Below are 24,519 nucleotides of genomic sequence, written 5' to 3'. Positions count from 1 at the left end.
GTCGTTCCGGTACCGAAGGAGTTGCCGTGGTCCAATTCGAAGTCCCCGCCGTCATCCCCGCCGATCCTCAGGCGAACATCACGGATCTGCTCGTCGAGCGCGTGAAGGCGACGCCCGACCGGCCGCTGTTCGGCGTGCCGGACGGCGACGGCTGGCGCGACATCACGGCCGCGGAGTTCCAGGAGCAGGTGATCGCCCTGGCGAAGGGCTTCGTCGCCGCAGGCATCGAGCCGGGCGACAAGGTCGGGTTCGTGGCCCGCACCACCTACGACTGGACGCGCGTGGACTTCGCGCTCTTCTATGCCGGGGCCGTGATGGTGCCGATCTACGAGACGAGCTCACCCGCGCAGCTGCAATGGAACCTGTCCGACTCGGGCGCCGTCGCGGTCATCACCGAGTCGGCCGAGCACACCGCGCGGCTCGAAGAGGTCCGCGGGGACCTTCCCCTCATCCGGTCCGCCTGGGAGATGCATCGCGGCGATCTGGACCGCCTCATCGAGCAGGGCGCATCGGTCGCGGACGACGAGATCGAGCGCCGGCGCAACATCGCCAACGGCGCCGACATCGCCACGCTCATCTACACCTCGGGCTCGACGGGGCGCCCGAAGGGCTGCGTTCTCACCCACAGCAACTTCGTCGAGCTCACCCGCAACTCCGCGAGGGCGCTGCACGAGGTGGTCGAGACGCCCGGGGCATCGACGCTCCTGTTCATCACCGCCGCTCACGTCTTCGCGCGGTTCATCTCGATCCTCAACGTCCACGCGGGCGTCAAGACCGGACACCAGCCGGACACCAAGCAGCTGCTGCCCGCGCTGGGGTCGTTCCAGCCGACGTTCCTCCTCGCCGTCCCGCGCGTGTTCGAGAAGGTCTACAACTCGGCCGAGCAGAAGGCCGAGGCGGGTGGCAAGGGCAAGATCTTCCGCGCCGCCGCACACACCGCGATCGAACACTCGAGCCTGCTGCAGGACGGCAAGAAGGTGCCGCTGGGCACCCGCCTGAAGTTCGTGCTGTTCGACAAGCTCGTCTACTCCAAGCTCCGCGCCGCCATAGGCGGCCGCGTGACGTACGCCGTGTCGGGTTCGGCCCCGCTCGGGCCGCGCCTGGGCCACTTCTTCCACAGCCTGGGTGTGACCATCCTCGAGGGCTACGGCCTCACCGAGACGACGGCGCCGGCGTCGGTGAACCTCGCGAACAAGTCCAAGATCGGCACCGTGGGCCCCGCTCTCCCGGGCGTCGGCATCCGCCTCGCCGACGACGGCGAGATCGAGGTGCGCGGCATCAACGTGTTCAAGGAGTACTGGCGCAATCCCGAGGCGACCGCCGCCGCCTTCGACGGCGACTGGTTCAAGACCGGCGACATCGGCTCGTTCGACGACGAGGGCTTCCTCACGATCACCGGCCGGAAGAAGGAGATCATCGTCACCGCAGGCGGCAAGAACGTCGCCCCTGCGGCGCTGGAGGACCCGATCCGCGCGAACCCGATCGTCGGTCAGGTCGTGGTCGTGGGCGATCAGAAGCCGTTCATCTCGGCGCTGGTGACGCTCGACCCCGAGATGCTGCCGACCTGGCTGTCCAACAACGGCCTGCCCGCCGACATGCCGCTGGCCGAGGCAGCGAAGAACGAAACGGTGCGCGCCGAGGTGCAGCGCGCGGTCGACGAGGCCAACACGCACGTCTCGCGCGCCGAATCGATCCGCAAGTTCACGATCCTGCCCAGCGAGTGGACCGAGGCGAGCGGTCACCTCACGCCCAAGATGAGCATCAAGCGGAACGTCATCCTCGAGGACTTCGCCTCGCAGATCGACGAGATCTACGCCACCCCGGTGAACACCTCCAACGTCTCGCTGCCGTAAGGCGATCGCCGTCGTCGAGCGGGCGGAGCGAACGGAGCGCCTCGCGTTCCGCCTCGCTCCGCCCGCTCGACCTCGACACGCGCCGGGTCAGAACCAGTCGGACTCGCGGATCTCCCGCATCGCGACACGGCGCTCCTCGGGACTGAGACGCTCGAGATACAGGTTGCCGTCGAGGTGGTCGGTCTCGTGCTGCAGGGCCTGCGCGAGCAGCCCCTCCCCCTCCAGGACCAGCTCGTTGCCGTCGAGGTCGATGCCGACGACTTTGGCACGCGGGTACCGGATCGCGTCGTGCCAAAGCCCCGGGACGGACAGGCATCCCTCTCCGATCGCCTCGGGCTCGCCCGAGACCTCCGCGAGCACGGGGTTGATCACGTAGCCGATGTCGCCGTCGATGTTGTAGCTGAACGCTCGCAGCCCGACGCCGATCTGCGGCGCAGCGACGCCCGCGCGACCGGGCAGTTCGACGGTGTCGAGCAAATCGCGCACGAGGGCGCGCACGCCGTCGTCGATCTCGTTGATGGGCGCGCTGACGGACTTGAGGACAGGGTCGCCGAAGAGGCGGATGGGACGTACCGTCACGGGACGCCTCAGGCCGCCGACGCGAGCGATCGAAGGCCCTCGACGACCGTGGCCGCGAGCTCTCGTGCCGCCTGACGCGTGGCCGGCTGCAGGTCCCGGAACACGATCGCGCTTCCGGCGGCGATCTGCGGGTCGTACGGCATCCGGACCACCGCGCGGACGCGCGTGCGGAAATGCGACTCCAGCTCATCGAGCCGCACCGGCGGGCTGCCGGGGCGGGCGTTGTTGAGAACCACCACGGCGCCGCGCACCTTGTCGGCGTAGCCGTTCGTCTCGAGCCACGTCAGCGTCTCCGAGGCGAGGCGCGCTTCGTCGACGCTGAGACCTGCGACGATGACGAGCTGGTCGGCCAGGTCCAGCGTCGCACCCATCACCGAGTGCACGATGCCGGTGCCGGTGTCGGTCAGCACGATCGAGTAGTAGTGCGCGGCGAGGGCGGCGACCTGGCGATAATCCACGTCGTTGAACGCCTCCGACACGCGCGGGTCGGCGTCGGACGAGACGATGTCCAGGCGCGTCTCGTCGCGGGCGACGATGTTGGACAGGTTGTTGAAGCCGACGACCTCGCCGCTGGAGCGGATGAGGTCGCGCACCGTCTTGCCGCTCGCGCGCGAGATGCGCTCGGCGAGGGTGCCGCGGTCCGGGTTGGCGTCGACGGCGATCACGCGGTCGTCCCGCGCATCGGCGAGGGCCATGCCCATCAGCGTCGTGATGGTCGTCTTACCCACACCGCCCTTGCGGGAGAGCACCGGCACGAACCGCGCGCCGCCGTTCAGGGGTGCCGCGATGCGCTGATCGAGCTCCTTGCGCGCGCGTGCGCGCTTGCTGTCGCCGAGATTGATCCGGTGGCCCGAGATGGAGTACAGCAGGTGCTGCCACAGCCCCTCGGGCTCCGAGCGGACGACGTGGTGCGGGTCGAGCAGGCGGTCGGCGGTGAGGAGGTCGGCGGTCTCGCGGTCGGCCTCGAACTCGCCCAGCCGCTTGGAGGTCAGCGTGACGTCGGGGCGTGCCGGGGCGCGCTCGACGGCGGAGTCCGGCTGCGGGATGGCACCGGAGACGCTCTCATGACGCGCGGCCGACGCACGCCGAGCGGCGGGCGCCGGGGCGGGAGCTGCGACGGCGGTCTCGGCGCGCGCGGGGGCTGCGACCTCCGGGACGGATGCCTCGGCATCGTCGCCGGCGGGAGTGGACGCGTCCATCGGCTCCTCCTCGGCGTGGTCGAATCCAGTGTCGCCGTCCGCCGCGGCGGCGTCCACCACTTCGTCGGTCCCGAACTCGTCGTTGCCGAACCCGCGGGCGTCCTCGACGTCGTCGACCACCTCATCGGCGTCGGCGATGTCCTCGACGGCGTACTCCACCGGCCGCGCGTCCCCCTCGATGGTCCAGTCCTCCAGCGGAGAGTCGGCGACGATCTCGGCCTCGGCGGTCTCGGCGGGGAGGTCGACGACGAACGGCACGCCGTCCTCGATCGCCTCCGCCGGGATCTCCACGACGAAGGGCACCTCGCCGTCGATCACCGCGTCGTCGTCGAGGTCGTCGTCCTCGTCGCCGGGAAGCTCGACGTTGACCTGCGCCGTCGCACCCCTGAGGATGCCGAGTCCGGTCGTGTCGACGCTTCCGGTATCGGAGAGCACGCCGTTCTCGGGCTCGTCGGGCGTGTGGTCAGGGTGGTCGGGCGTCACAGCGTGGTTCTCCAGTGCAGACGGCGGTTTCGGGCGGGTGCCGCGCTGCACAAGGCTACTGCGCCGGACGGATCACGAGCAAAAGGTCGCCCGCGTCCACCTGCGCCGTCTCGGCGATCGCGAGGCGCTCGATCACCCCGTCGACCGGCGCCGTGATCGCCGCCTCCATCTTCATCGCCTCGATCGACGCGACCGGCTGCCCCGCCTTGACCGTGTCTCCGACGAGCGACTTGAGCGTCACCACGCCCGAGAACGGCGCAGCCACCTGACCGGGCTTGGACGTGTCGGCCTTCTCGGCGGTGCGGCTGTGCACCTCGATGCTGCGGTCCCGCACGAACACCGGTCGCAGCTGTCCGTTGAGGGTGGTCATGACGGTGCGCATGCCCTTGTCGTCGGCCGCGCCGATGGCTTCGAGACCCACGTAGAGCTGCACGCCCCGCTCGATCTCCACCACGTGCTCCGCGCCCGGCGTGAGCCCGTAGAGGTAGTCGGCCGTGTCGAGCACGCTGAGGTCGCCGAAGAGCTCGCGTCGCTGTTGGAACTCCCGCGTCGGACCGGGGAACAGCAGCTTGTTGAGCATCGTGCGCCGGGATGAGGCGTCCCCCTCAAGCGCCTGCGCCTCGGTGTCGCTGAGCGGCGTCACGGCGATGTCGACATGGCGTCCCTGCAGCACCTTGGTGCGGAAGGGCTCGGGCCAGCCGCCCGGCAGATCTCCGAGCTCCCCCGCCATGAAGCCCACGACCGAGTCGGGGATGTCGTACTTGTGGGGATTCTCGGCGAAGTCCTTCGGGTCGGCCTTCACCGCGGCCAGATGCAGGGCGAGGTCGCCGACGACCTTGGACGACGGCGTGACCTTGGGCACCCGGCCGAGAATCTCGTTGGCAGCGGCGTACATGTCCTCGATGAGCTCGAAGTCTTCGGCCAGGCCCAGCGCGATCGCCTGCTGGCGCAGATTCGACAGCTGGCCGCCGGGGATCTCGTGGTGGTACACGCGACCCGTGGGGCCCGGGAGCCCGGACTCGAAGGGACGGTAGAGATGCCGGACCGCTTCCCAGTAGGGCTCGAGGTCGCTGACCGCGCCGAGATCCATGCCGGTGTCGCGCTCGGTGTGCGCGAGCGCGGCCACGAGGGCCGACAGCGACGGCTGGCTGGTGGTACCCGACATGGGTGCGGCGGCCGCGTCGACGGCATCCGCTCCCGCGGCGCTCGCGGCGAGCAGCGTCGCCAGCTGTCCGCCCGCGGTGTCGTGCGTGTGGACGTGGACGGGCAGGTCGAAGCGCTCCCGCAGCGCGGCGACGAGGCGGGATGCCGCGGCGGGCCGCAGCAGGCCCGCCATGTCCTTGATTGCCAGCACGTGGGCGCCGGCGTCGGCGATCTGCTCTGCGAGGCGCAGGTAGTAGTCCAGCGTGTACAGCTCTTCGCGGGGATCGAGCAGGTCGCCGGTGTAGCAGACGGCGACCTCGGCGACCGAGGTGCCGGTCGCGAGCACCGCGTCGATCGCGGGCCGCATCTGCGCGACGTCGTTCAGTGCGTCGAAGATGCGGAAGATGTCGATGCCCGATGCCGCGGCCTCGCGGACGAAGGCATCCGTCACTTCCGTGGGGTACGGCGTGTAGCCCACGGTGTTGCGTCCGCGCAGCAGCATCTGGATGGCCACGTTCGGCAGCGCCTCGCGCAGGCGGTCCAGCCGCTCCCACGGGTCCTCGCCGAGGAATCGGAGCGCGACATCGTACGTCGCGCCGCCCCACGCCTCCACCGAGAGCAGCTGCGGTGTCAGGCGCGCGACGTACGGCGCCACGGTCACCAGGTCCTTCGTGCGCACCCGCGTGGCGAGGAGGGACTGGTGCGCGTCGCGGAACGTCGTCTCGGTGACGGCCAGCGCCGTCTGCTCGCGCAGCGCCCTCGCGAAGCCGGCGGGCCCGAGCTCGAGCAGGCGCTGGCGCGACCCCGCCGGGGGCGTCGTCAGCAGGTCCAGCCGCGGGAGCTTCGAGCGAGGGTCGACGGTGACCGGGTTCTCGCCGTGCGGCTTGTTGACCGTCGTGTCGGTCAGCCAGGCGAGGATCTTCGTGCCGCGGTCCTTGGACTCGCGGCCCTTGAGCAGGCCGGGACGCTCGTCGATGAAGGACGTGCTGAGGTCGCCGGCGACGAACGCGGGGTCGTCGAGCACCGCCTGAAGGAAGGGGATGTTGGTCGAGACGCCGCGGATGCGGAACTCGGCCAGCGCGCGGCGGGCCCGGACGACGGCGGCGCCGAAGTCGCGGCCCCGGCAGGTGAGCTTGGCCAGCATCGAGTCGAAGTGCGGACTGACCTGGGCCCCCGCGGCGGTGGTGCCGCCGTCGAGGCGGATGCCGGCGCCACCCGGGGAGCGGTACGTGGTGATCTTCCCCGTGTCGGGCCGGAAGCCCTGCGTCGGGTCTTCGGTGGTGATGCGGCACTGCAGGGCGGCACCGCGAAGCTGGATGCGGTCCTGGGTGAGGCCCAGGTCGTCGAGCGACTGACCGGCGGTGATGCGCATCTGCGACTGCACGAGGTCGACGTCGGTGACCTCCTCGGTGACGGTGTGCTCCACCTGGATGCGCGGGTTCATCTCGATGAACACGACCTCGCCCGCACGCGGCCCGGCCGTCTCGAGCAGGAACTCGACCGTCCCGGCGTTCTCGTAGCCGATCGAGCGCGCGAACGCCACGGCGTACCCGTGCAGCGCGTCGCGCACGGCGGGATCGAGGTTGGGCGCCGGGGCGATCTCGATCACCTTCTGATGCCGGCGCTGCACCGAGCAGTCGCGCTCGAACAGGTGCACCGTCTCACCGGTCTTGTCGGCGAGCACCTGCACCTCGACGTGCCGGGGACGCTGCACCGCCTGCTCGAGGAACACCCGCGGGTCGCCGAACGCGCTCCCCGCCTCGCGCATGGCCTCGGACAGGGCCGGTGCGAGCTCTTCGTGGTGCTCGACACGCCGCATGCCCCGTCCGCCGCCTCCGGCGACGGCCTTGACGAAGATGGGGAAGCCGATGTCGTCGGCCTGCGCGAGGAGCGCGTCGACGTCGTCGGAGGCCTCCGTGGAACGCAGCACCGGCACCCCGGCGGCGACGGCATGCTGCTTGGCCGTGACCTTGTTGCCGGCCATCTCCAGCACGTGCGCGGGCGGACCGATGAAGGCGATGCCGTTCGCGGCGGCCTTCTCGGCGAGCTCGGGGTTCTCGGACAGGAAGCCGTAGCCGGGGTAGATCGCGTCCGCCCCCGCTTCCTTGGCCACGCGGATGATCTCGTCCACGTTGAGATAGGCGCGGACCGGGTGGCCCTTCTCACCGATCTGATACGCCTCGTCGGCTTTGAGCCGATGCAGCGAGTTGCGGTCCTCGTACGGGAACACCGCGACGGTGCGCGCGCCCAGTTCGTAGGCCGCGCGGAAGGCACGGATGGCGATCTCACCACGGTTCGCGACGAGGATCTTGCGGAACATTCGACCTCCGGAGCGGCGGTGCGGGCGGGGCGGAGTGTGCTCTCAGCCTAGGGGACGGTAACGTGGTGGCTTGTGCACGTCCTTTCCGTCAGCTCACTCAAGGGTGGTGTCGGCAAGACGACCGTGACTCTCGGACTCGCATCCGCGGCCTTCGCCCGGGGCGTCCGCACGCTCGTCGTCGACCTCGACCCGCAGTCCGACGTGTCGACGGGAATGGACATCCAGGTCGCCGGACGTCTCAACGTCGCCGACGTGCTGGCCAACCCCAAGGAGAAGACGGTCCGTCAGGCCATCACCTCCAGCGGCTGGGCCAAGGTGCACCCCGGCACCATCGACGTGATGATCGGGAGCCCGTCGGCGATCAACTTCGACGGTCCGCATCCGAGCGTGCGCGACGTGTGGAAGCTCGAAGAGGCCCTCGCCACGATCGAAGCCGACTACGACCTCGTCCTGATCGACTGCGCACCGTCGCTGAACGCCCTGACGCGCACGGCGTGGGCCGCGAGCGACCGGGTGATCGTGGTCACCGAGCCGGGCCTGTTCTCCGTCGCCGCCGCCGACCGCGCGCTGCGCGCGATCGAGGAGATCCGACGGGGGCTCTCCCCGCGCCTGCAGCCCCTCGGCATCGTCGTGAACCGCGTGCGCCCCCAGTCCATCGAGCACCAGTTCCGCATCAAGGAGCTGCGCGACATGTTCGGCCCGCTCGTGCTCACGCCGCAGCTGCCCGAGCGCACGTCGCTGCAGCAGGCGCAGGGCGCAGCCAAGCCGCTGCACATCTGGCCGGGCGACTCCGCACAGGAGCTGGCGGCCGACTTCGACTCGCTGCTGGACCGCGTGATGCGCACCGGGCGCATCCCGGTCCCCGGCGAAGCGCGCACCTGACACCGCCTCTTTCGCGAGACTTCACCGGAGCGCCGAGACTGCGCTCGTCGGAGCGCTGTTTCGGCGCCCGGATGCTGTCTCGCGGTCGAGTCCCTGTCGAGGCGAGGTAGGCCGACGCCGGGCGAGGGGAACACCGGTGGTCACAATGATCACCGAATGAGCAGAATGCTCGCCTTGTGCACGGCGTGATCGCCATGACTTGCGCGCACCGGCGCCGTCGCTGAACATATCGCCATGGCACCGATGACGTTGCATCCCGACAGCCTTGCCGTCCACGCCGGACGCGAGGACCTCGCGGCCCTCGGGGTCCACGCGCCGCCGCTCGACCTGTCGTCGACCAATCCGCTGCCGGACATCGAGCTCGGCGGTCTCTCCTACGAGGTGCTCGCCACCGGCGGTCACCCGATCGACGGCGGCTCCCACGTCTACGCCCGCCTGTGGAACCCAACCGTCGCGCGGTTCGAGCAGGCGCTCGCACGTCTCGAGCACGCGGAGGAAGCGGTGGCGTTCTCCTCGGGCATGGCGGCCGTGACCGCCGTCATCCTCGCGCTCGCGCACGAGAGCGGCCGGCGGCACGTCGTCGCGGTGCGTCCCCTCTACGGCGGCACCGACCACCTGCTCGCCTCCGGACTGCTGGGCGTCGAGACGACCTACTGCAGACCGGATGCCGTCGCCGCGGCGATCCGGGACGACACGGCGCTCGTCGTGGTGGAATCGCCGTGCAACCCGACCCTCGAACTGGTGGACATCCCTGCGGTCGTCCGTGCGGCGGGCGCCGTTCCGGTGCTGGTCGACAACACCTTCGCGACCCCCGTGCTGCAGCATCCGCTCGATCTCGGCGCCGCGCTGTCGCTGCACAGCGCCACGAAGTATCTCGGCGGCCACGGCGATGTCGTCGGCGGGGTCGTGGCGTGCGATGCCCGGTTCGCCGCTGCGCTGCGGCGCACGCGCGCGATCACCGGGGCGATCATGCACCCGTTCGCGGCCTACCTGCTGCACCGCGGTCTTGCGACCCTGCCGGTGCGCATGCGGGCGCAGCAGGAGAACGCGCGCGCGGTGGCCCGTTGGCTCGCCGAGCGCCCCGAGGTGGCGCGGGTGCACTTCCCCGGTCTGCCCGGATGCGACCCTGCGGGCCTCATCGGCACGCAGCAGCACGGTCCCGGCGCGATGATCTCCATCGAGCTGGCCGGCGGGTTCGAAGCCGCGAGCCGCCTCACCACAGCCGTCCGCCTCTTCACGCATGCCGTCTCACTGGGGAGCGTCGACTCGCTCATCCAGCACCCGGCCGCGCTCACCCACCGCCCGGTCGAGTCCGCCGCCAAGCCCTCCGACGCGCTGGTGCGCCTCTCGATCGGACTGGAGGACCGAGCCGACCTCATCGCGGACCTGGGCCAGGCGCTGGAGGCGACGGCGGACACCCCCGCAGAGGACGTTCAGTCCGGGGTCGAGGCGGGAGCGGCGTGAGTCAGGCCGAGCGCGCGGCCCGGCGGATCGCCAGCTCGTCCATCGGGTCGGGCTTCTCGACCTCGAACTCGACGAGCTCGGATTCGACCTCACGCAGCACCTTGCCCACGGCGATGCCGAAGACGCCCTGACCGCGGCTGACGAGGTCGATGACCTCGTCGTTCGACGTGCACAGGTACACCGACGCCCCGTCGCTCATGAGCGTCGTGCCGGCCAGATCGCGGATGCCGGCGGCCCGGAGCTGGTCGACGGCCGTGCGGATCTGCTGCAGCGAGATGCCGGTGTCGAGCAGCCGCTTGACGAGCTTGAGCACCAGGATGTCGCGGAAGCCGTACAGCCGCTGCGAACCCGAACCGCTCGCGCCGCGGACGGTGGGCACGACCAGCTCGGTACGCGCCCAGTAGTCGAGCTGACGGTACGTGATACCCGCTGCCCGCGCCGCCACCGCGCCGCGGTAGCCGACCTCATCGTCCATCGCGGGGAGCCCGTCGGTGAAGAGGAGTTCGGCGGCGAACGGTTCGCCATCGGCCGCGTCGTGAGCAGTCATGCTCGTCCCCCCTCCGGAATCGGATATCTCCACGCTAGATGAGCGTCCCGCCTGCGGCAACGACATCCGACTTCCGCGCCCGGCGTGTCGCGCCCTTCGCCGTCATGAGCCGCCGCGGGGACGGTCACGACAGCAGGCGGTCCAACGCTGCCCGCACGAAGATCGCGCGCACGTCGTCGAGGCGCTTGGTCAGCTCGGATGCCAGCTCTCCGGCGCGCCCGCGGGAGGCTGCATCCGTCCGGCGCAGCAGCGGCGAGAGGGCCGACTCGACCAGCGCCACGTCACGCTCGGCGTTCTGTCGCAGGGAACGGACATGGCGGGGCTCGATGCCGTGCCGGTCGAGGGCCACCAGCGCGCGCAGCAGGGCCACGGACTGTTCCGTATAGGTCTCGGCACCCACGATCACGCCGGTGCTGATCGCATCGTTGAGCAGCTGCGGCGCGGCGCCGGCGGCGGCGAGCAGCTCATCGCGGCGGTAACGGCGCGGAGCCGGCACGATCGACGGCGGCGGCACCGCCGTCGGGGTGGCGGGATTCCGGCCGGCATCGACGTCCTCGAGATAATCGCGGATGACCGACAGCGGCAGGTAGTGATCGCGCTGGAGCGTGAGCGCGAGACGCAGCCGTTCGAGGTCGGCCTGCGAGAACTTGCGGTACCCCGACTCCGTGCGCAGCGGCGTGACGATCCCCTGCACTTCGAGGAAGCGCAGCTTGCTCGAAGTCAGCGACGGGAACTCCGGCGAGAGCCGCGCGAGCACCTGGCCGATGCTCAACAGCCCCGCGGACGACGAGCGTTCGCGGGCGGAAGCAGGCGGCATCAGGCGTCCGCAGCCTGCGGCAGGTCCGCCGGCGACACGAAGAAGTTGAGGCGGAACTTGCCGACCCTCACCTCGGCCCCGTTGCGGAGCACAGCGCGGTCGACGCGCTCCCCATTGACGTACGTGCCGTTCAGCGAGCGCTGATCGACGAGTTCGAAGGTCGTGCCGGACCGGGTGATCTCGGCGTGCCGGCGCGAGACGGTCACGTCGTCGAAGAAGATGTCGGCCTCGGGGTGGCGTCCCACCGTGGTCACATCGGTGTCGAGCAGGTAGCGCGCACCGGCGGTGGGTCCCGACCGCACCAGCAACAGGGCGGCACCGGAGGGAAGAGCCTCGATCGCCTCGAGCTCCGCCTCAGCGAGTTCGCTGCCGAACGGCACGAACGAGAGGTCGGAGTCGTGCCCGAACGTCTGCGTCGTGTCCGCCGAGCGGTCCGACTCGCGCGCGTCACCTCCCGCTGCGCGGCGGATGTCGCCCTGTTCGGGTCGGCGGTCGTCCTGCACGGTGGTCCTCCTCTGTTCCTCAGCCTATCCGATCGCCCGCGCCCGGAAAGGGCGGATCCGCGTCGCCCGCGGATGCGTGCGAATGTTTCGTCGCGTGTCGGCGGAGATGCCCCTCGAGGAGCTGCCGCCTAGCCTGGCTGGACAACGAACCTAGTGAGAAGGAGACCCCCGTGTCGAGCCCGCACCGCCACATTCCGCCCCTCGAGGTGCGTGAGCGTGCTGCGTGCATGTGCGACCGCGGCGACACCTGCTCCTCCTTCGCACCGGGGCACGCGCTGCACCTCATCCAGGCGCGCCTGGCCTCGGCGACCCCGTCGGACTGGGTCGACGCGATCGTGGACGCCGCCGACGCGCGCTCGGGGTTCCTGATCCTGCGCACCCTGACCGGCGAGGCGATCGCGCTGTGGAACGGCGTCGGCGCGGCCGGGCATGTGTCCGTGGGCGCCCCGGTGGCGCTGCATAAGCGCTACCACGTGCTCGCGGTCGGGCGCGAGCGCTTCAACGTCCTGCGCGGCTGAGCCGGGCATCGAGGTCGCGGCGGCCGGCCGTCGCGACGCCCAGGTCAGCTCGTCGCCATCATCGCGTCCTTGACCGCCATGCAGGCGTCCATGCACGCCTTGCACGCCTGCGCGCACATCTTGGCGACCTCGCTGTGGTCGGCGTGCTCCATGCACTCGTCCATGCACATCCGGCACATCGCGATGCACGCGTCGAGCATCGCCGTCATGGACGCGGGAGTCATGCCCTGAGGACGCAGCATGGCCCGCATCATCGTGTTGCACATGTCGGCGCAGTTCATGCACGCCGGCGCGCACGACATCATCTGCGTGGAGCACACGGTGCATGCCTGCTCGCAGGCCGAGCAGGCGTCCATACAGGCCTGCATGACCGCCATGTCCATCGTCTGCATGCCGGTCATCGACTGCATGTCCTTCGACATGGCGTCCATCATCATCGAGTCCATCTCCCACCTTCCTTTCACCATCCGGTCGGCGGGCGAGTCGTCCCGCCAAGGGCCATGCTAGACCTCGGCTCGGCCGGATCGAAGGGGGCGGATAGGCTCGATCGGGTGATGGCACCGGCACTGCGCAGGACCCGTTCGCTTCGACCGTTCGCGCTCGTCGCGGCGCTGCTCCTGGCGCTGCTGGCGCTGCTGGCGCACCCGTCCCCCGCGTCGGCCCACGACGAGCTGCTGGGCAGCGACCCGGCCGCCGACAGCACGGTCGACGCCCTCCCGGCGCAGCTGACGCTGACCTTCAGCGGCGTGATCGCACCCGACGCCGGCGCCTCCGAGGTGCAGGTGACGGATGCCTCGGGCGCCGAGCTCACCGACGGCGTTCCCACCGCACAGGACAACGTGCTCACGCAGGACCTCGCCGGCGAGGCATCGGGCGCCGTCACGGTGCTGTGGAAGGTCGTCTCGAGCGACGGGCACCCGATCTCGGGCCAGTTCTCGTTCACCGTCGCCGGCGCTCCCACGCCCACCGACACGGCCTCCCCCACGCCGACCGCCACGCAGACGATCGCACCGTCGCCCAGCGAGACCACGGCGCCCGCACCCACACCGGGTCTCCCGGCGAGCGCGGCCGACATGACGCCCTGGATCATCGCCGGCATCGTCCTCCTGCTGCTGGTGATCGCCGCGATCGTCTATCTCGTCGCATCGCGCTCCCGGCGTGAGAAGGCCATCGCCCGGGCGCGGGAGGGCGCCGCCCAGGGCAGGGGGCCGGCCGGAACCGAGCCACCGGCCTCGCACTAGGCTGGAGGCATGCCTCACTACGACGTCGCCATCCTCGGCGCGGGCCCCGGCGGGTACGTCGCGGCCGTCCGCGCCGCACAGCTCGGCCTCACGGTCGCGATCATCGAAGAGAAGTACTGGGGCGGTGTCTGCCTCAACGTGGGGTGCATCCCCTCGAAGGCGCTGCTGAAGAACGCCGACCTGGCCCACCAGTTCCACCACAAGGCGGACCTGTTCGGGATCTCCGGCGACGTGCAGTTCGACTTCGGCGTGGCATGGGATCGGAGCCGCACCGTGGCCAACGGCCACGTCAAGGGCATCCACTACCTGATGAAGAAGAACAAGGTCACCGAGTACGAGGGCCGCGGCACCTTCGTCGACGCCAACACGATCGACGTCACCAAGACCGACGGCTCGTCCGAGCGGGTGACGTTCGACAACGCGATCATCGCCACCGGCTCCAAGGTGCGCCTGCTTCCCGGTGTCCAGATCGGCGGCAACGTCGTGACGTACGAGGAGCAGATCCTCGCGCGCGATCTGCCGAAGTCCATCGTGATCGTCGGCGCCGGCGCCATCGGCATGGAGTTCGCCTTCGTCATGGTCAACTACGGCGTCAAGGTCACGATCATCGAGTTCCTGGACCGGGCACTCCCCAACGAGGATGCCGACGTGTCGAAGGAGATCGCCCGCCAGTACAAGAGCTACGGCGTCGACATCCTCACCTCGACCAAGGTCGAGACGGTCACCGACCACGGCGACCGCGTCACCGTGACCTACACCGGCAAGGACGGCAGCTCCGGATCCATCGACGCCGACAAGGTGATGATGTCGATCGGCTTCGCACCGAACGTCGAGGGCTTCGGCCTGGAGACCACCGGCGTGAAGCTCAGCGAGCGCGTCGCGATCGAGATCGACGACCACATGCGCACCAACGTGCCCCACATCTACGCGATCGGCGACGTGACCGCCAAGCTGCAGCTCGCGCACGTCGCGGAAGCGCAGGGCGTCGTGGCCGCCGAGACGATCGGCAAGGCCGAGACGATGACGCTCGGCGACTACCGCATGATGCCGCGCGCGACGTTCTGCTCGCCGCAGGTGGCCTCGTTCGGCCTCACCGAGCAGCAGGCGCGCGACGCCGGCTACGACGTCAAGGTCGCGAAGTTCCCCTTCTCGGCCAACGGCAAGGCCAACGGCCTGGGCGAGCCGATCGGCTTCGTCAAGCTCATCGCCGACGGCGAGCACCTGGAGCTGCTCGGCGGCCACATGATCGGCCCCGACGTGTCGGAGCTGCTTCCCGAGCTCACGCTCGCGCAGAAGTGGGATCTGACGGCGCTCGAGGCGGCCCGCAACGTCCACACCCACCCGACGCTGTCGGAGGCGGTCCAGGAGGCCTTCCACGGCCTCGCGGGACACATGATCAACTTCTGACGCGCGAAGCGAGCCCCGGGGTCCACGGATCCCGGGGCTTCGTCGTTCCGTGGCCGGTCGGCACCGGCCAGGCGGCTCTACGCGCCGAGCGTGCGCGCGAGCTTGGAGTCGGATGCCGCGGGCTGGCCGCCGACGGCGTGCACGGCCGCCTCCGCGGCGGCGAACAGCGCCTTGCGCGCTTCGGGGTCGGCCGGTGCGGCGGGGCCCAGCTCGAACTCCCACTCCCGCCAGGACCGCTGCACACCGGAGCGCTCGTCGGTCGCGACCACGCGATCGTCGACGAACTCCGCGATCAGGCCGCCGTCGGCGCCGCGGAGGGCGTACGCCGTGCGGGTGTTGCGGATGCGGGCGATGGGGGCCAGAGCGGCGGCATCCGTCACCTCCGCGACCGCGTCGCGCAGCGCGACCGGCACCTCCCCCGCCTCGCCGAGCGGCCAGTGCAGCTCGGTGCGGGCGTCGCCGACCTTCGGACCCTTGATGTGCCACCCCTCGTCGGGTCCGCCGGTCCGGCGTCGGACGGCGTAGCCGGCGTGGGCAAGGGCCAGGTCCGCCGTGTCGTAGTACACGGCATCCAGATCGCGGAGCTCGGGCTCCCCGACCGCGGCCACGCCCGGCAGCGCCGACCATGACGGCAGCGCGGTGGACTCGTCGACGTCGAACTTCAGCTCGACCTCGACAGCGCGCGTCGCCTCCGGCGACGCGGAGGGATCAGTCGTCACGTGCGTCGGGGTTCGGGTCGATGTCCTCCGTCGCCTCGACGTACACGAACCGGCTCTCGGTGGGTCCGTCGTGCTCGCCGGTGTTGCGCGCGGCGCCTTCGCGCCGATAGACGAGCTGCCCCTCGCCGTAGGCGACGATGTACGAGTCGGAGTCGTTCGAGTCGAGCGGGACGAGCTGTCCGTCGAGCGGACCTCCGTGCAGTCGAGCGATGGCCATGGTCACAGCGTAGACCCGCGTGGCGGCGCGCCGCGTCCGGCTCGACAGGTTTCGCGCCGGTGTCGTGGGGGTGTCGATTCCGGCACCAGTGCAAGCGCTTTCAGCCGGTGCCCCTAGAATCGCTCGCGTGAAGGCCATCCGCACGTTCACCGTCCGTCCCGTCCTGGCAGCGTCGCTCGCTCCGCTGGACCGCCTGGCATCCAACTGGCGGTGGTCGTGGAGCCGCGCGACCCACGCGCTCTTCGCCTCGATGGATCCGGCGCTGTGGCAGGAGGTCGGCGAGAACCCCGCCCGGATGCTGGGCGCGCTGGGGCAGGCGCGGCTCGACGAGCTCGCGGGCGACGACGACTTCGTCGCCCGAGTGCGCGCGGAGGACGAGCGCCTGGAGGCCTACCTGACGGGCGACCGCTGGTTCCAGCAGCTCGAGGGTGACAAGCCCGCGCACATCGCGTACTTCTCGCCGGAGTTCGGCGTCGACGGCTCGCTTCCGCAGTACTCCGGCGGTCTCGGGATCCTAGCCGGCGACCATCTCAAGAGCGCCTCCGACCTCGGCGTCCCGCTCACCGGCGTCGGGCTGTTCTACCGCGCGGGATACTTCCGGCAGTCGATCGGCGACGACGGGTGGCAGCGCGAGAGCTACCCGCTGCTGGACCCCTACGGTCTCGGCCTGACCCTGCTGCGCGACGCCGAGGGGGCGCCGGTCGAGATCGGACTGGACCTTTCGGGAGGGCGCCGGCTGCACGCGCGGATCTGGGTGGCCGACATCGGCCGGGTGCCGCTGCTGCTGCTCGACTCCGAGACGCCGTCGAACTCCGATGACATGCGCAAGGTCACCGACCGCCTGTACGGCGGCGGCGGCGAGCACCGGCTGCTGCAGGAGCTGCTGCTCGGCGTCGGCGGCGTCCGCGCGGTGCGCGCCTGGTGCCGGCTCACGGCCCGGCCCGCTCCGGACGTCTACCACACGAACGAGGGCCACGCCGGCTTCCAGGGGCTGGAGCGGATGTCCGAGCTCATCACGCAGCGGGCGCTGACCTTCGACGAGGCCCTCGCGCAGGTGCGCGCATCGACGGTGTTCACCACGCACACCCCGGTGCCGGCCGGCATCGACCGGTTCCCGCGCGACCTCATCGCCGATGCGCTCTCGAGCGGCCTGTTCGCGAACCTCGATGCCGAGCGCGCGATCGCGCTCGGGCTCGAGACCTGGGACGGCGGCGACCCGAACGTGTTCAACATGGCCGTGCTCGGGCTTCACCTGGGCCAGCACGCCAACGGCGTCTCGATGCTCCACGGCGAGGTCAGCCGCAGCATGTTCGGGCACCTGTGGCCGGGCATCGACACCGACGAGGTGCCGATCACGTCGATCACCAACGGCGTGCACGCGCCGACGTGGGTGCATCCCGCCCTCAAGGCCGTGAGCGAGCGGGTCTGGGGCGACCCGCACACCGACATGCACGACTGGACCGACCGCGAGGCCGTGACGGATGCCGAGCTGTGGAGCGTGCGCCGTCAGATGAAGGGCGAACTGGTGGCCGAGGCGCGTCGCCGGGTCGCGGCATCCCTCCACCCCGGGGGCAACGGCGTCGCACCGGCATGGGCGGACGAGCTGCTGGACCCCGACGTGCTCACGATCGGCTTCGCGCGACGGGTGCCGACCTACAAGCGGCTGACTCTCATGCTGCGCGACCCCGAGCGGCTCACCCGGCTCCTGACCGACCCCGAACGGCCGGTGCAGATCGTCATCGGCGGCAAGTCGCACCCCGCCGACGATTCCGGCAAGATCCTCATCCAGCAGCTGGTGCGCTTCAGCCGCGATCCGAAGGTCCGCGGGCGCATCGTCTTCCTGCCGGACTACGACATCACGCTGGCCAAGGAGCTGTACCCCGGGTGCGACGTGTGGCTCAACAACCCGCTGCGGCCGCTGGAGGCGTGCGGCACCAGCGGGATGAAGGCCGCGCTGAACGGCGCCCTGAACCTGTCCATCCTCGACGGGTGGTGGGACGAGTGGTTCGACGGCGAGAACGGCTGGGCGATCCCCACGGCCGACACCGCCGCCGATGAGCAGGAGCGCGACGATGCCGAAGCGGCGGCGCTCTACGACATCATCGAGCACCAGCTCGTGCCCAAGTTCTACGACCGCGACGGCGGCATCCCGCAGGCGTGGCTCGGCATGGTGCGCCACACGATGACCGAGCTCGGCAAGAAGGCCACGAGCGACCGCATGGTGCGCGAGTACGTGCAGCGGCTGTACGTGCCGGCTGCCGCGCACGATGCCGCGCTGCGCGCCGACGACTTCGCCCGGGCACGCGCCCTCGCCGCCTTCATCCGGAGGGTGAAGGACGCGTGGGGCGGTGTGTCGATCGCGAGTGTCGACAGCTCCGGCATCCCGCAGCAGGCGCAGGCCGGCGACACGCTGCAGGTGCGGGCCGACGTGCGCCTGGACGGGCTGTCGCCCGACGACGTGGCGGTGGAGCTCGCGTACGGCCACACCGACGAGAACGACGCCCTCGCGAGCGACCACGCGGTGCACCGCCTCTCGCCGGAAGGACCCGCTGTCGACGGCATCACCACCTTCACCGGCTCTCTGCCGCTGACGGTGACCGGCTCGTTCGGCTACACCGTCCGCGTCGTTCCGACGCATCCGCAGCTGGTCTCGCCCGTCGAGCTGGGCCTGGTCACCTACCCGTCCTGATCGGGAAGGCGGACCCTCAACCGCGCACCACGCGGTCGACCTCGACGGTGCCGACGGGGAGGAAGCCCTCCAGCTCGGGGCCGAGCCCGATGTCGCCCAGCACGAGCTCCCCGGCGAGCTCCGGTCCGCGTCCGCGCACGAGGCCCGGCTTGACGGCGCCGAACGTGACCGTGACGGATGCCGGAAGCACGACGTCTCCGGCTTCACCGGTCTCGGGATGCAGGCCGCTGGGAAGGTCCACCGCGACGACGTGCGAACGCCCTGCCCGCACGGCGGGCAGGAGCGCCCGGACCGCCTCCCTCGCGTTCCCTCGCAGCGCGGGATCGGTGGTGCCGACCCCGAGGATGCCGTCCACGATGACGTCGTAGGAGTCGGATGCCTCACGCACCGCCGGGATCTCGACCCGCCGGGCGCCCGCGGCGAGCGCCGTCGCGAGGCCCGCGTCGTGCACGCGAGCGCCGACGGTCAGGACGTCCACGTCCAGCTCGTCGGCCAGGAGCGCCGCCGCGTACAGTGCGTCTCCCCCGTTGTTGCCGCTGCCGGCGAGCACCAGGACATGGCGCGCATGCGCCGTTCGCGAGCCGGCCGGTGCGGCGGCATCCGGTCCCGTCCCCGACTGCGCGAACCGGTCCCGCACGACCTGCGCGAGCGCTGAGGCGGCGCGGGCCATCAGCGGCTTCCCCGCCGCGAGCAGGGGGGATTCGGCCACGCGCACGTGCTCGACGGTGTGGACCGGGACCTCGATCATCGCTTCTCCCGCTCGGCATCGGCTGCTTCACGCGCATGCCGCAGCTCCTCGGTCGCCACGGCGACGGCATCCTCGGCCTGGCGCACGCGACGCAGCGCGAAGGTCGGGGAACCGTGCCGCTCCCGCACCCGGTCGCTGCGCTCGCGTTCCCCGATGATGATCCACGTCGCGGCGAGCAGGATCACCTGCGACGACAGGTTCATCCACAGGAGCAGCGCGATGAGGGCGGCGAACGACGCCAGCAGCGGGTTCGTCGACGCGCCGCCCACGAACAGCCCCGACAGCTGCTGCAGCACGGTCAGGCCGATCGCGCCGATGATGGCGCCGCGCCACAGTGTGCGGGGGCGGGCGCGGACGCCGCTGAGCGTCACGAACGCGAGCGCGACCAGCGCAGCGTCGAGCACGAAGACGACGATGATCGAGACGCCCCGCGTGGCGAGGTCGGTGAGCAGACCGCGGTCCAGTCCCATCCAGTCGCGGAGGACGTCGATGAACGCGGTACCGGCGACGGTCCCCAGCGCCGACACCGCGAGGCCCCCGCCGATCGCGACCGCGAGGAGCAGATTGCGCAGCAGCACCCACACGAAGAACGTGTCGTCGTGCACCTTGTCGGCGAGCGTGCGCAGCGCCACCCGGAGCGACCCGATCGCGCCGATCGCCGCACCGACCAGACCGACGAGCGCGATCACGCCGGCAAGGGTGAAGCCGGCGGGCGCCTCGATGTCGGCGACGTCGATCAGTCCCTCCTCGCCGACCAGGCCCGGAACGGCGGCATCCACGGCGGAGACCAGCGACCGCAAGGCGGCCGGATTGCCGCTGAGCCAGAGCGATGCGAACGAGAATCCCAGCAGGACGCCGGCGAAGACGGAGAACAGCGACCGGTACGTCACGCTGTCTGCGAGCATGGGTCCGCGACGCTCGACGAAGTGCAGCCACACGCGCACCGGCTTCACCGACAGCGCCCACGCCGTCAGGCGGGCCATGACGGCGGGAAGTCCGCGATCCTGCGTTCCGTTCTCGGCGGTGGCAGACATGCGGCCAGGCTACCGATCCCTCCGCCGGGCAGGTCGGGCTTGACGAGCACCTCCCGATCGGGCAGATCCTATGATGAGCGGAGGAAGGGGGCTCGGTGAGAGGACTCGCGAAGACCCTGGTGCGCAACGGGGTGGTCGGCGCCGACGACATGTCGACGCTCGTCGCCCGCACCGGTGAAGGACCCGAACTGCGCCAGGAGCTCGTCACCGCGCGCCTCGCGACCGAGACCCAGATCGCCGAGGCGGAGCAGACCAACCGGCCGTTCGTCGACCTCGGAAGCGTGACCCTCGATCCGGAGATCGTCGCGCTGGTGCCGCCGGCGCTGTGCCGCCGCTACCACGTGCTGCCGATCGCGCGAGGAAGACGTCAGCTCACGGTGGGCATGCTCGACCCCGAGGACCTCATCGCGCTCGACGACCTCGCGACGGCGACCGACCTCAACATCGTGCCGGTCGTGGTCGCCGCGGACGCCCTTGCCTCGGCGTTCGCGCGCTTCCTCCGCTCGGACGAGGAGCTCAGCGACCTGTCGGAGCAGATCGGCGAGATCGCCGCCGCGGACGCGGGCCCGGCGGGCACCGAGTCGCTCGAGGATCAGGCGGGCGACGCCCCGATCGTACGGTTCGTCAACATCCTCATCACGCAGGCGATCAGCGATCGCGCGAGCGACATCCACATCGAGCCCGGCGAGCGCCAGCTCACCGTGCGCTACCGGATCGACGGCGTGCTGCACGAGATGCAGCGGGCCGACCGCTCGATCCAGGACGGGGTCATCTCGCGGCTGAAGATCATGGCGAACGTCGACATCGCCGAGCGCCGGCGGCCGCAGGACGGGCGGCTCTCGGTGCTGCACGAGGGGCGCCAGGTGGACCTGCGCCTTGCGACCCTCCCGACGGTGTGGGGCGAGAAGATCGTCATGCGCATCCTCGACAACTCCGGCACCGCGATGGAGATGTCGGAGCTGCGCTTCTCCAGCATCAACGAACAGCGGTTCCGCTCCGCCATCACCCGGCCCCACGGCATGGTTCTCGTGACCGGGCCGACCGGTTCCGGCAAGTCCACGACGCTGTACACCGCGCTCAACACCGTCGCGAACTCGCAGATCAATGTCATCACCGTCGAGGATCCGGTGGAGTACCGGATCGCGGGGATCAGCCAGATCCAGGTCAACCAGCGCGCCGGTCTCACCTTCCAGGCCGCGCTGCGATCGATCCTGCGGTCGGACCCCGACGTGGTGCTCGTCGGAGAGATCCGTGACAAGGAGACCGCCACGATCTCGATCGAAGCCGCCCTCACCGGTCACCTCGTGCTGTCGACGCTGCACACCAACGACGCGCCGAGCGCCCTCACGCGCCTCATCGAGATCGGCTGCGAGCCGTTCCTCGTCGGCACGGCGCTGTCGGCGGTCGTCGCGCAGCGTCTCGCCCGGCGGCTGTGCGTGAAGTGCCGGGTCCCCTACGTCGAGTCCGCCGACGCGCTCCGCTCCGTCGGCTTCCCGCATGATCCGTCGGATCTTCCCCAGCTCTACCGCGCCGTCGGCTGCTCGGCGTGCTCGGGAACCGGCTTCCGGGGACGTGTCGCCCTGCACGAGGTCATGACGCTCAGCGAGGGGCTCGAGCAGCTCGTCGTGGGCCGGGCCACAGGCACCGAGCTGCGCCAGCTCGCCCTCGCGGAGGGCATGGTGGCGCTGCGTGACGACGGGTTCAGCAAGGTCGCCGAGGGCATCACCACGATCGACGAGGTGCTGCGCGTCGCCGTGTGAGCACCGGCGGGGTCACTGCCCCTGCTGCCCCAGCTCGCCGTAGATCGAGAAGATCGGCATGTACAGCGAGACCACCATGCCGCCGATGATGATGCCGATCCCGACGATGAGGATCGGCTCGATCGACGCGGTCAGCTGCGAGGTCGCGGTCTCCACCTCGTTCTCGTAGAAGTCCGCGATGCTGGCCAGCATGTCGGCGAGCGTGCCGGACTCCTCCCCGACCGCCGTCATCTGCGCCACCATCGGCGGGAACACCTCGGCCCTCGCCAGCGGGGTCGAGAAGGACCGGCCCTGTCTGACCGACTCCTGGATCTGGTGGACCGCCTGCTCGATCTTCCAGTTGTTGGATGCCGCCGCCACGATCGACAGCGCCTGGACGAGGGGCACGCCCGCGTTGAGCATCATCGACAGGCTGCGGGTGAAGCGCGCGACGGCGATCTTCGTCACGAGCGGCCCCATCACGGGGAGCTTGAGCTTCCAGGGGTCGACGATCCGGCGGACCTTCTCCTCCCGGCGGTTGCGGAGCCACCAGAGCCACCCGACGACGGCGAGCACGATCAGCACCGGGAGCAGCCACACCATGTTGTTCGACAGCGTGACGAGGATCTGCGTCGGCACCGGGAGCTCCGAGCCGAGGTTGGAGAACATCCCCTCGAAGATCGGCACGACGAAGGTCACCATCGCGATCACGCCGAGGATGGCGATGACGAAGACGATGATCGGGTAGGTCGTGGCGGACTTGATCTTGCCCTGCAGCTCGGCCTCGCCCTGGTAGGTCTCGGCGACGGTCGCCAGCGACTGGCCCAGGAAGCCGCCGGTCTCGCCGACCTTGACCATGCTGATCATGAGCGGCGGGAACACGTCGGGGTAGCCCGCCAGCGCCGCCGAGAACGACGAGCCCGACTCGACGGCGGCGTGCACGCCGATCAGGGCGCTCTGCAGCTTCTTGTCCTCGGCCTGCTCGATCAGGATCGTGAGCGTCCGCATGAGCGGAAGACCGGCGTTGATGAGCCCCGCCATCTGCTTGGCGAAGACCGCCAGCGTGCCGACCTTGACGCGCTTCTCGAACCCCGGGATGGAGACATCCCGGTTCAGCCCGGTCTTCGAGGTGAGCGTGACCTCGAGCGGCGTGAGGCCCTGTGCGCGCAGCTTCGCCGTCACCGCCCCCTCGCTCGGGGCCTCGAGGGTCCCCTTCACGATGCCCCCGCCGGTGCCGTCGACGGCGCGGTAGGTGTACTCCTGGACGAGCGCCATCAGTAGCCCCAGCCGGCGGACTGCCGCTCGGAGGCGTGCAGCGACCAGGACTCGGCATCCAGGTCGCGGGGCCGCACGCGCGCGTCGTCCAGCGATGCGGGGTCGGTCGCGTACGCCTTCGCGGTGGCCATCGCGATGGTGCCCTCCTCGACCAGGCGGCGCAGGTCCTGGTCGAGCGTGTGCATGCCGAGGCTGCCTCCCGCCTGCAGCATCGAGTAGATCTGGCTGACCTGGCCCTCGCGGATGAGGTTCGCGATCGCGGGGGTGTTGACGAGCACCTCGGTCGCGATCGCGCGTCCCGAGCTCTGCGCGCGCGGCAGCAGGGTCTGGCTGATGATGCCCTGCAGCGTGTCGCCGAGCTGAGTGCGCACCTGCGTCTGCTGGTCGGGCGGGAAGGCGTCCACGATGCGGTTGATCGACTTCGCGGCGCTCTGCGTGTGCAGGGTGGACAGCACGAGGTGGCCGGTCTCGGCGGCCGACAGGGCGGTCGAGATCGACTCGGGGTCGCGGAGCTCGCCGATGAGGATCACATCGGGGTCCTGACGCAGCACGCGACGCAGCGCCTCGGAGAACGATGCGGTGTCGCTTCCGATCTCGCGCTGGTGGATGAGCGACCTGCGGCTGGTGTGCTGGAACTCGACCGGGTCCTCGACGGTCACGATGTGCGCCGGGAGGGTCCGGTTGACGATGTCGATCATCGCGCTGAGGGTCGTCGACTTGCCCGACCCGGTGGGACCGGTCACGAGCACGAGGCCGCGGGGCTTCAGCACGAGGTCGCGGGCGACGGCGGGCACGCCGAGCTGCTCGAGGCTCTTCGTCTGGTCGGGGATGAATCGCATCGCCACCGCGACGTCGCCGAGCTGGCGGAAGACGTTGACACGGAACCGGGCGACGCCCGGAACGGTGTACGAGAGGTCGACCTCGCCGTGCTGCCGGAACTGGTTGACCTGGTCGGCCGTCATGATGGAGCCGATCGCGCCCTCGAGCCAGTTGGTCGGCGTGGGCGCCTCGAAGTCCGGGATGGGCTCGAGGTCGCCGTCGACGCGCATGAGCGGCGGGTGGTTCGCCGTGAAGTGCACGTCGGAGGCGCGGGCGGCGCCGGCGGCGGCGAGCATCGAGGGCAGGGCGTCGGATGGGTACAT

Annotated in this window: 21 protein-coding genes; 8 read left to right on the top strand and 13 right to left on the bottom strand. The window is 70.5% G+C overall.

The features are described from left to right. The first annotated feature begins 26 nt into the window (after nucleotides 1-26). Nucleotides 27-1,853, top strand: a complete 1,827-nt coding sequence (locus AC5RVZ_RS13840) for an AMP-dependent synthetase/ligase (RefSeq protein ID WP_494066349.1) — start codon at nucleotides 27-29, stop codon at nucleotides 1,851-1,853. A gap of 87 nt (nucleotides 1,854-1,940) precedes the next feature. Here AC5RVZ_RS13840 and AC5RVZ_RS13835 read toward each other — a convergent pair whose 3' ends face one another. Genes AC5RVZ_RS13835 through AC5RVZ_RS13825 form a run of 3 tightly spaced genes read right to left on the bottom strand, consistent with a single transcriptional unit; the run spans nucleotide 1,941 to nucleotide 7,577 of the window. Then, entirely contained in the window at nucleotides 1,941-2,432 is a 492-nt protein-coding gene (locus tag AC5RVZ_RS13835; RefSeq protein WP_494066348.1) for a peptide deformylase, read from the bottom strand. Nucleotides 2,433-2,440: 8 nt separating this feature from the next. Next, nucleotides 2,441-4,114 carry a MinD/ParA family ATP-binding protein gene (locus tag AC5RVZ_RS13830; protein WP_494066347.1) on the bottom strand — a complete coding sequence of 558 codons (1,674 nt, stop codon included), beginning with the start codon at nucleotides 4,112-4,114 and terminating at the stop codon, nucleotides 2,441-2,443. Between the two features lie 55 nt (nucleotides 4,115-4,169). Beyond that, nucleotides 4,170-7,577 (bottom strand): pyruvate carboxylase, encoded by a 3,408-nt coding sequence (locus AC5RVZ_RS13825; RefSeq protein ID WP_494066346.1) that lies wholly within the window; start codon nucleotides 7,575-7,577, stop codon nucleotides 4,170-4,172. Nucleotides 7,578-7,649: 72 nt separating this feature from the next. Here AC5RVZ_RS13825 and AC5RVZ_RS13820 point away from each other — a divergent pair, with 72 nt between their 5' ends. Both AC5RVZ_RS13820 and AC5RVZ_RS13815 read left to right on the top strand, forming a co-directional pair. Then, nucleotides 7,650-8,459: a ParA family protein gene (locus AC5RVZ_RS13820; RefSeq protein WP_494066345.1), complete on the top strand. Its 810-nt coding sequence runs from the start codon at nucleotides 7,650-7,652 to the stop codon at nucleotides 8,457-8,459. 234 nt (nucleotides 8,460-8,693) lie between these two features. Beyond that, a complete protein-coding gene (locus AC5RVZ_RS13815) occupies nucleotides 8,694-9,923 on the top strand; it encodes a trans-sulfuration enzyme family protein (protein ID WP_494066344.1) in 1,230 nt (409 codons plus the stop codon). Nucleotide 9,924: 1 nt separating this feature from the next. Here AC5RVZ_RS13815 and AC5RVZ_RS13810 read toward each other — a convergent pair whose 3' ends face one another. The 3 genes from AC5RVZ_RS13810 to AC5RVZ_RS13800 form a co-directional block, all read right to left on the bottom strand. After that, nucleotides 9,925-10,470 carry a MerR family transcriptional regulator gene (locus AC5RVZ_RS13810; protein ID WP_494066343.1) on the bottom strand — a complete coding sequence of 182 codons (546 nt, stop codon included), beginning with the start codon at nucleotides 10,468-10,470 and terminating at the stop codon, nucleotides 9,925-9,927. A 124-nt stretch (nucleotides 10,471-10,594) separates the two neighbouring features. Continuing rightward, entirely contained in the window at nucleotides 10,595-11,287 is a 693-nt protein-coding gene (ftsR, locus tag AC5RVZ_RS13805) for a transcriptional regulator FtsR (protein ID WP_494066342.1), read from the bottom strand. Further along, the gene (locus AC5RVZ_RS13800; RefSeq protein WP_494066341.1) at nucleotides 11,287-11,790 is read right to left on the bottom strand and encodes an FHA domain-containing protein; all 504 of its coding nucleotides are present in this window, start codon (nucleotides 11,788-11,790) and stop codon (nucleotides 11,287-11,289) included. Before AC5RVZ_RS13800 ends, ftsR begins: the two co-directional genes overlap by 1 nt. Before the next feature lie 170 nt (nucleotides 11,791-11,960). On the opposite strand from AC5RVZ_RS13800, the gene AC5RVZ_RS13795 reads away from it, so the two are divergent. Next, on the top strand, nucleotides 11,961-12,308 hold the full coding sequence (locus AC5RVZ_RS13795) for a hypothetical protein (protein ID WP_494066340.1): 348 nt from the start codon (nucleotides 11,961-11,963) through the stop codon (nucleotides 12,306-12,308). Between the two features lie 44 nt (nucleotides 12,309-12,352). Here the strand turns inward: AC5RVZ_RS13795 and AC5RVZ_RS13790 are convergent, their stop codons facing one another. Then, nucleotides 12,353-12,754: a four-helix bundle copper-binding protein gene (locus AC5RVZ_RS13790; protein ID WP_494066339.1), complete on the bottom strand. Its 402-nt coding sequence runs from the start codon at nucleotides 12,752-12,754 to the stop codon at nucleotides 12,353-12,355. Nucleotides 12,755-12,862: 108 nt separating this feature from the next. Between AC5RVZ_RS13790 and AC5RVZ_RS13785 the strand changes: the two genes are divergently transcribed. Then, complete coding sequence (locus tag AC5RVZ_RS13785; RefSeq protein ID WP_494066984.1) at nucleotides 12,863-13,549, top strand: copper resistance CopC family protein; 687 nt, start codon at nucleotides 12,863-12,865, stop codon at nucleotides 13,547-13,549. 9 nt (nucleotides 13,550-13,558) lie between these two features. After that, the gene (gene lpdA / locus AC5RVZ_RS13780) at nucleotides 13,559-14,956 is read left to right on the top strand and encodes a dihydrolipoyl dehydrogenase (protein WP_494066338.1); all 1,398 of its coding nucleotides are present in this window, start codon (nucleotides 13,559-13,561) and stop codon (nucleotides 14,954-14,956) included. A gap of 77 nt (nucleotides 14,957-15,033) precedes the next feature. Here lpdA and AC5RVZ_RS13775 read toward each other — a convergent pair whose 3' ends face one another. Both AC5RVZ_RS13775 and AC5RVZ_RS13770 read right to left on the bottom strand, forming a co-directional pair. Beyond that, the gene (locus AC5RVZ_RS13775) at nucleotides 15,034-15,675 is read right to left on the bottom strand and encodes a CYTH domain-containing protein (RefSeq protein ID WP_494066337.1); all 642 of its coding nucleotides are present in this window, start codon (nucleotides 15,673-15,675) and stop codon (nucleotides 15,034-15,036) included. Beyond that, complete coding sequence (locus tag AC5RVZ_RS13770) at nucleotides 15,665-15,892, bottom strand: response regulator (protein WP_494066336.1); 228 nt, start codon at nucleotides 15,890-15,892, stop codon at nucleotides 15,665-15,667. Before AC5RVZ_RS13770 ends, AC5RVZ_RS13775 begins: the two co-directional genes overlap by 11 nt. A 127-nt stretch (nucleotides 15,893-16,019) precedes the next feature. Between AC5RVZ_RS13770 and glgP the strand changes: the two genes are divergently transcribed. Further along, complete coding sequence (gene glgP, locus AC5RVZ_RS13765; RefSeq protein ID WP_494066335.1) at nucleotides 16,020-18,581, top strand: alpha-glucan family phosphorylase; 2,562 nt, start codon at nucleotides 16,020-16,022, stop codon at nucleotides 18,579-18,581. Nucleotides 18,582-18,597: 16 nt separating this feature from the next. Here glgP and AC5RVZ_RS13760 read toward each other — a convergent pair whose 3' ends face one another. Further along, nucleotides 18,598-19,329 (bottom strand): NAD(P)H-hydrate epimerase, encoded by a 732-nt coding sequence (locus tag AC5RVZ_RS13760; RefSeq protein ID WP_494066334.1) that lies wholly within the window; start codon nucleotides 19,327-19,329, stop codon nucleotides 18,598-18,600. Further along, nucleotides 19,326-20,363 carry a YihY/virulence factor BrkB family protein gene (locus tag AC5RVZ_RS13755; RefSeq protein ID WP_494066333.1) on the bottom strand — a complete coding sequence of 346 codons (1,038 nt, stop codon included), beginning with the start codon at nucleotides 20,361-20,363 and terminating at the stop codon, nucleotides 19,326-19,328. Before AC5RVZ_RS13755 ends, AC5RVZ_RS13760 begins: the two co-directional genes overlap by 4 nt. 95 nt (nucleotides 20,364-20,458) lie before the next feature. Here AC5RVZ_RS13755 and AC5RVZ_RS13750 point away from each other — a divergent pair, with 95 nt between their 5' ends. Next, a complete protein-coding gene (locus AC5RVZ_RS13750) occupies nucleotides 20,459-22,123 on the top strand; it encodes a GspE/PulE family protein (protein WP_494066332.1) in 1,665 nt (554 codons plus the stop codon). Between the two features lie 12 nt (nucleotides 22,124-22,135). Here the strand turns inward: AC5RVZ_RS13750 and AC5RVZ_RS13745 are convergent, their stop codons facing one another. Both AC5RVZ_RS13745 and AC5RVZ_RS13740 read right to left on the bottom strand, forming a co-directional pair. Further along, nucleotides 22,136-23,377 (bottom strand): type II secretion system F family protein, encoded by a 1,242-nt coding sequence (locus AC5RVZ_RS13745; protein WP_494066331.1) that lies wholly within the window; start codon nucleotides 23,375-23,377, stop codon nucleotides 22,136-22,138. Next, nucleotides 23,377-24,519: a type IV pilus twitching motility protein PilT gene (locus AC5RVZ_RS13740; protein ID WP_494066330.1), complete on the bottom strand. Its 1,143-nt coding sequence runs from the start codon at nucleotides 24,517-24,519 to the stop codon at nucleotides 23,377-23,379. Before AC5RVZ_RS13740 ends, AC5RVZ_RS13745 begins: the two co-directional genes overlap by 1 nt.

The organism is Arthrobacter sp. Cza30, from assembly GCF_059090765.1.
The sequence above is the reverse complement of the archived record's forward strand: the minus strand, read 5'-3'. Positions and strand labels throughout refer to the sequence as shown.

Coding starts and splice junctions, on each gene's coding strand:
- AC5RVZ_RS13825 (WP_494066346.1), bottom strand. CDS start 7,577: ATGTTCCGCAAGATCCTCGTCGCGAACCGTGGTGAGATCGCCATCCGT.
- AC5RVZ_RS13815 (WP_494066344.1), top strand. CDS start 8,694: ATGGCACCGATGACGTTGCATCCCGACAGCCTTGCCGTCCACGCCGGA.
- AC5RVZ_RS13810 (WP_494066343.1), bottom strand. CDS start 10,470: ATGACTGCTCACGACGCGGCCGATGGCGAACCGTTCGCCGCCGAACTC.
- ftsR (WP_494066342.1), bottom strand. CDS start 11,287: ATGCCGCCTGCTTCCGCCCGCGAACGCTCGTCGTCCGCGGGGCTGTTG.
- AC5RVZ_RS13790 (WP_494066339.1), bottom strand. CDS start 12,754: ATGGACTCGATGATGATGGACGCCATGTCGAAGGACATGCAGTCGATG.
- AC5RVZ_RS13785 (WP_494066984.1), top strand. CDS start 12,863: ATGGCACCGGCACTGCGCAGGACCCGTTCGCTTCGACCGTTCGCGCTC.
- lpdA (WP_494066338.1), top strand. CDS start 13,559: ATGCCTCACTACGACGTCGCCATCCTCGGCGCGGGCCCCGGCGGGTAC.
- AC5RVZ_RS13770 (WP_494066336.1), bottom strand. CDS start 15,892: ATGGCCATCGCTCGACTGCACGGAGGTCCGCTCGACGGACAGCTCGTC.
- AC5RVZ_RS13760 (WP_494066334.1), bottom strand. CDS start 19,329: ATGATCGAGGTCCCGGTCCACACCGTCGAGCACGTGCGCGTGGCCGAA.
- AC5RVZ_RS13755 (WP_494066333.1), bottom strand. CDS start 20,363: ATGTCTGCCACCGCCGAGAACGGAACGCAGGATCGCGGACTTCCCGCC.
- AC5RVZ_RS13745 (WP_494066331.1), bottom strand. CDS start 23,377: ATGGCGCTCGTCCAGGAGTACACCTACCGCGCCGTCGACGGCACCGGC.
- AC5RVZ_RS13740 (WP_494066330.1), bottom strand. CDS start 24,519: ATGTACCCATCCGACGCCCTGCCCTCGATGCTCGCCGCCGCCGGCGCC.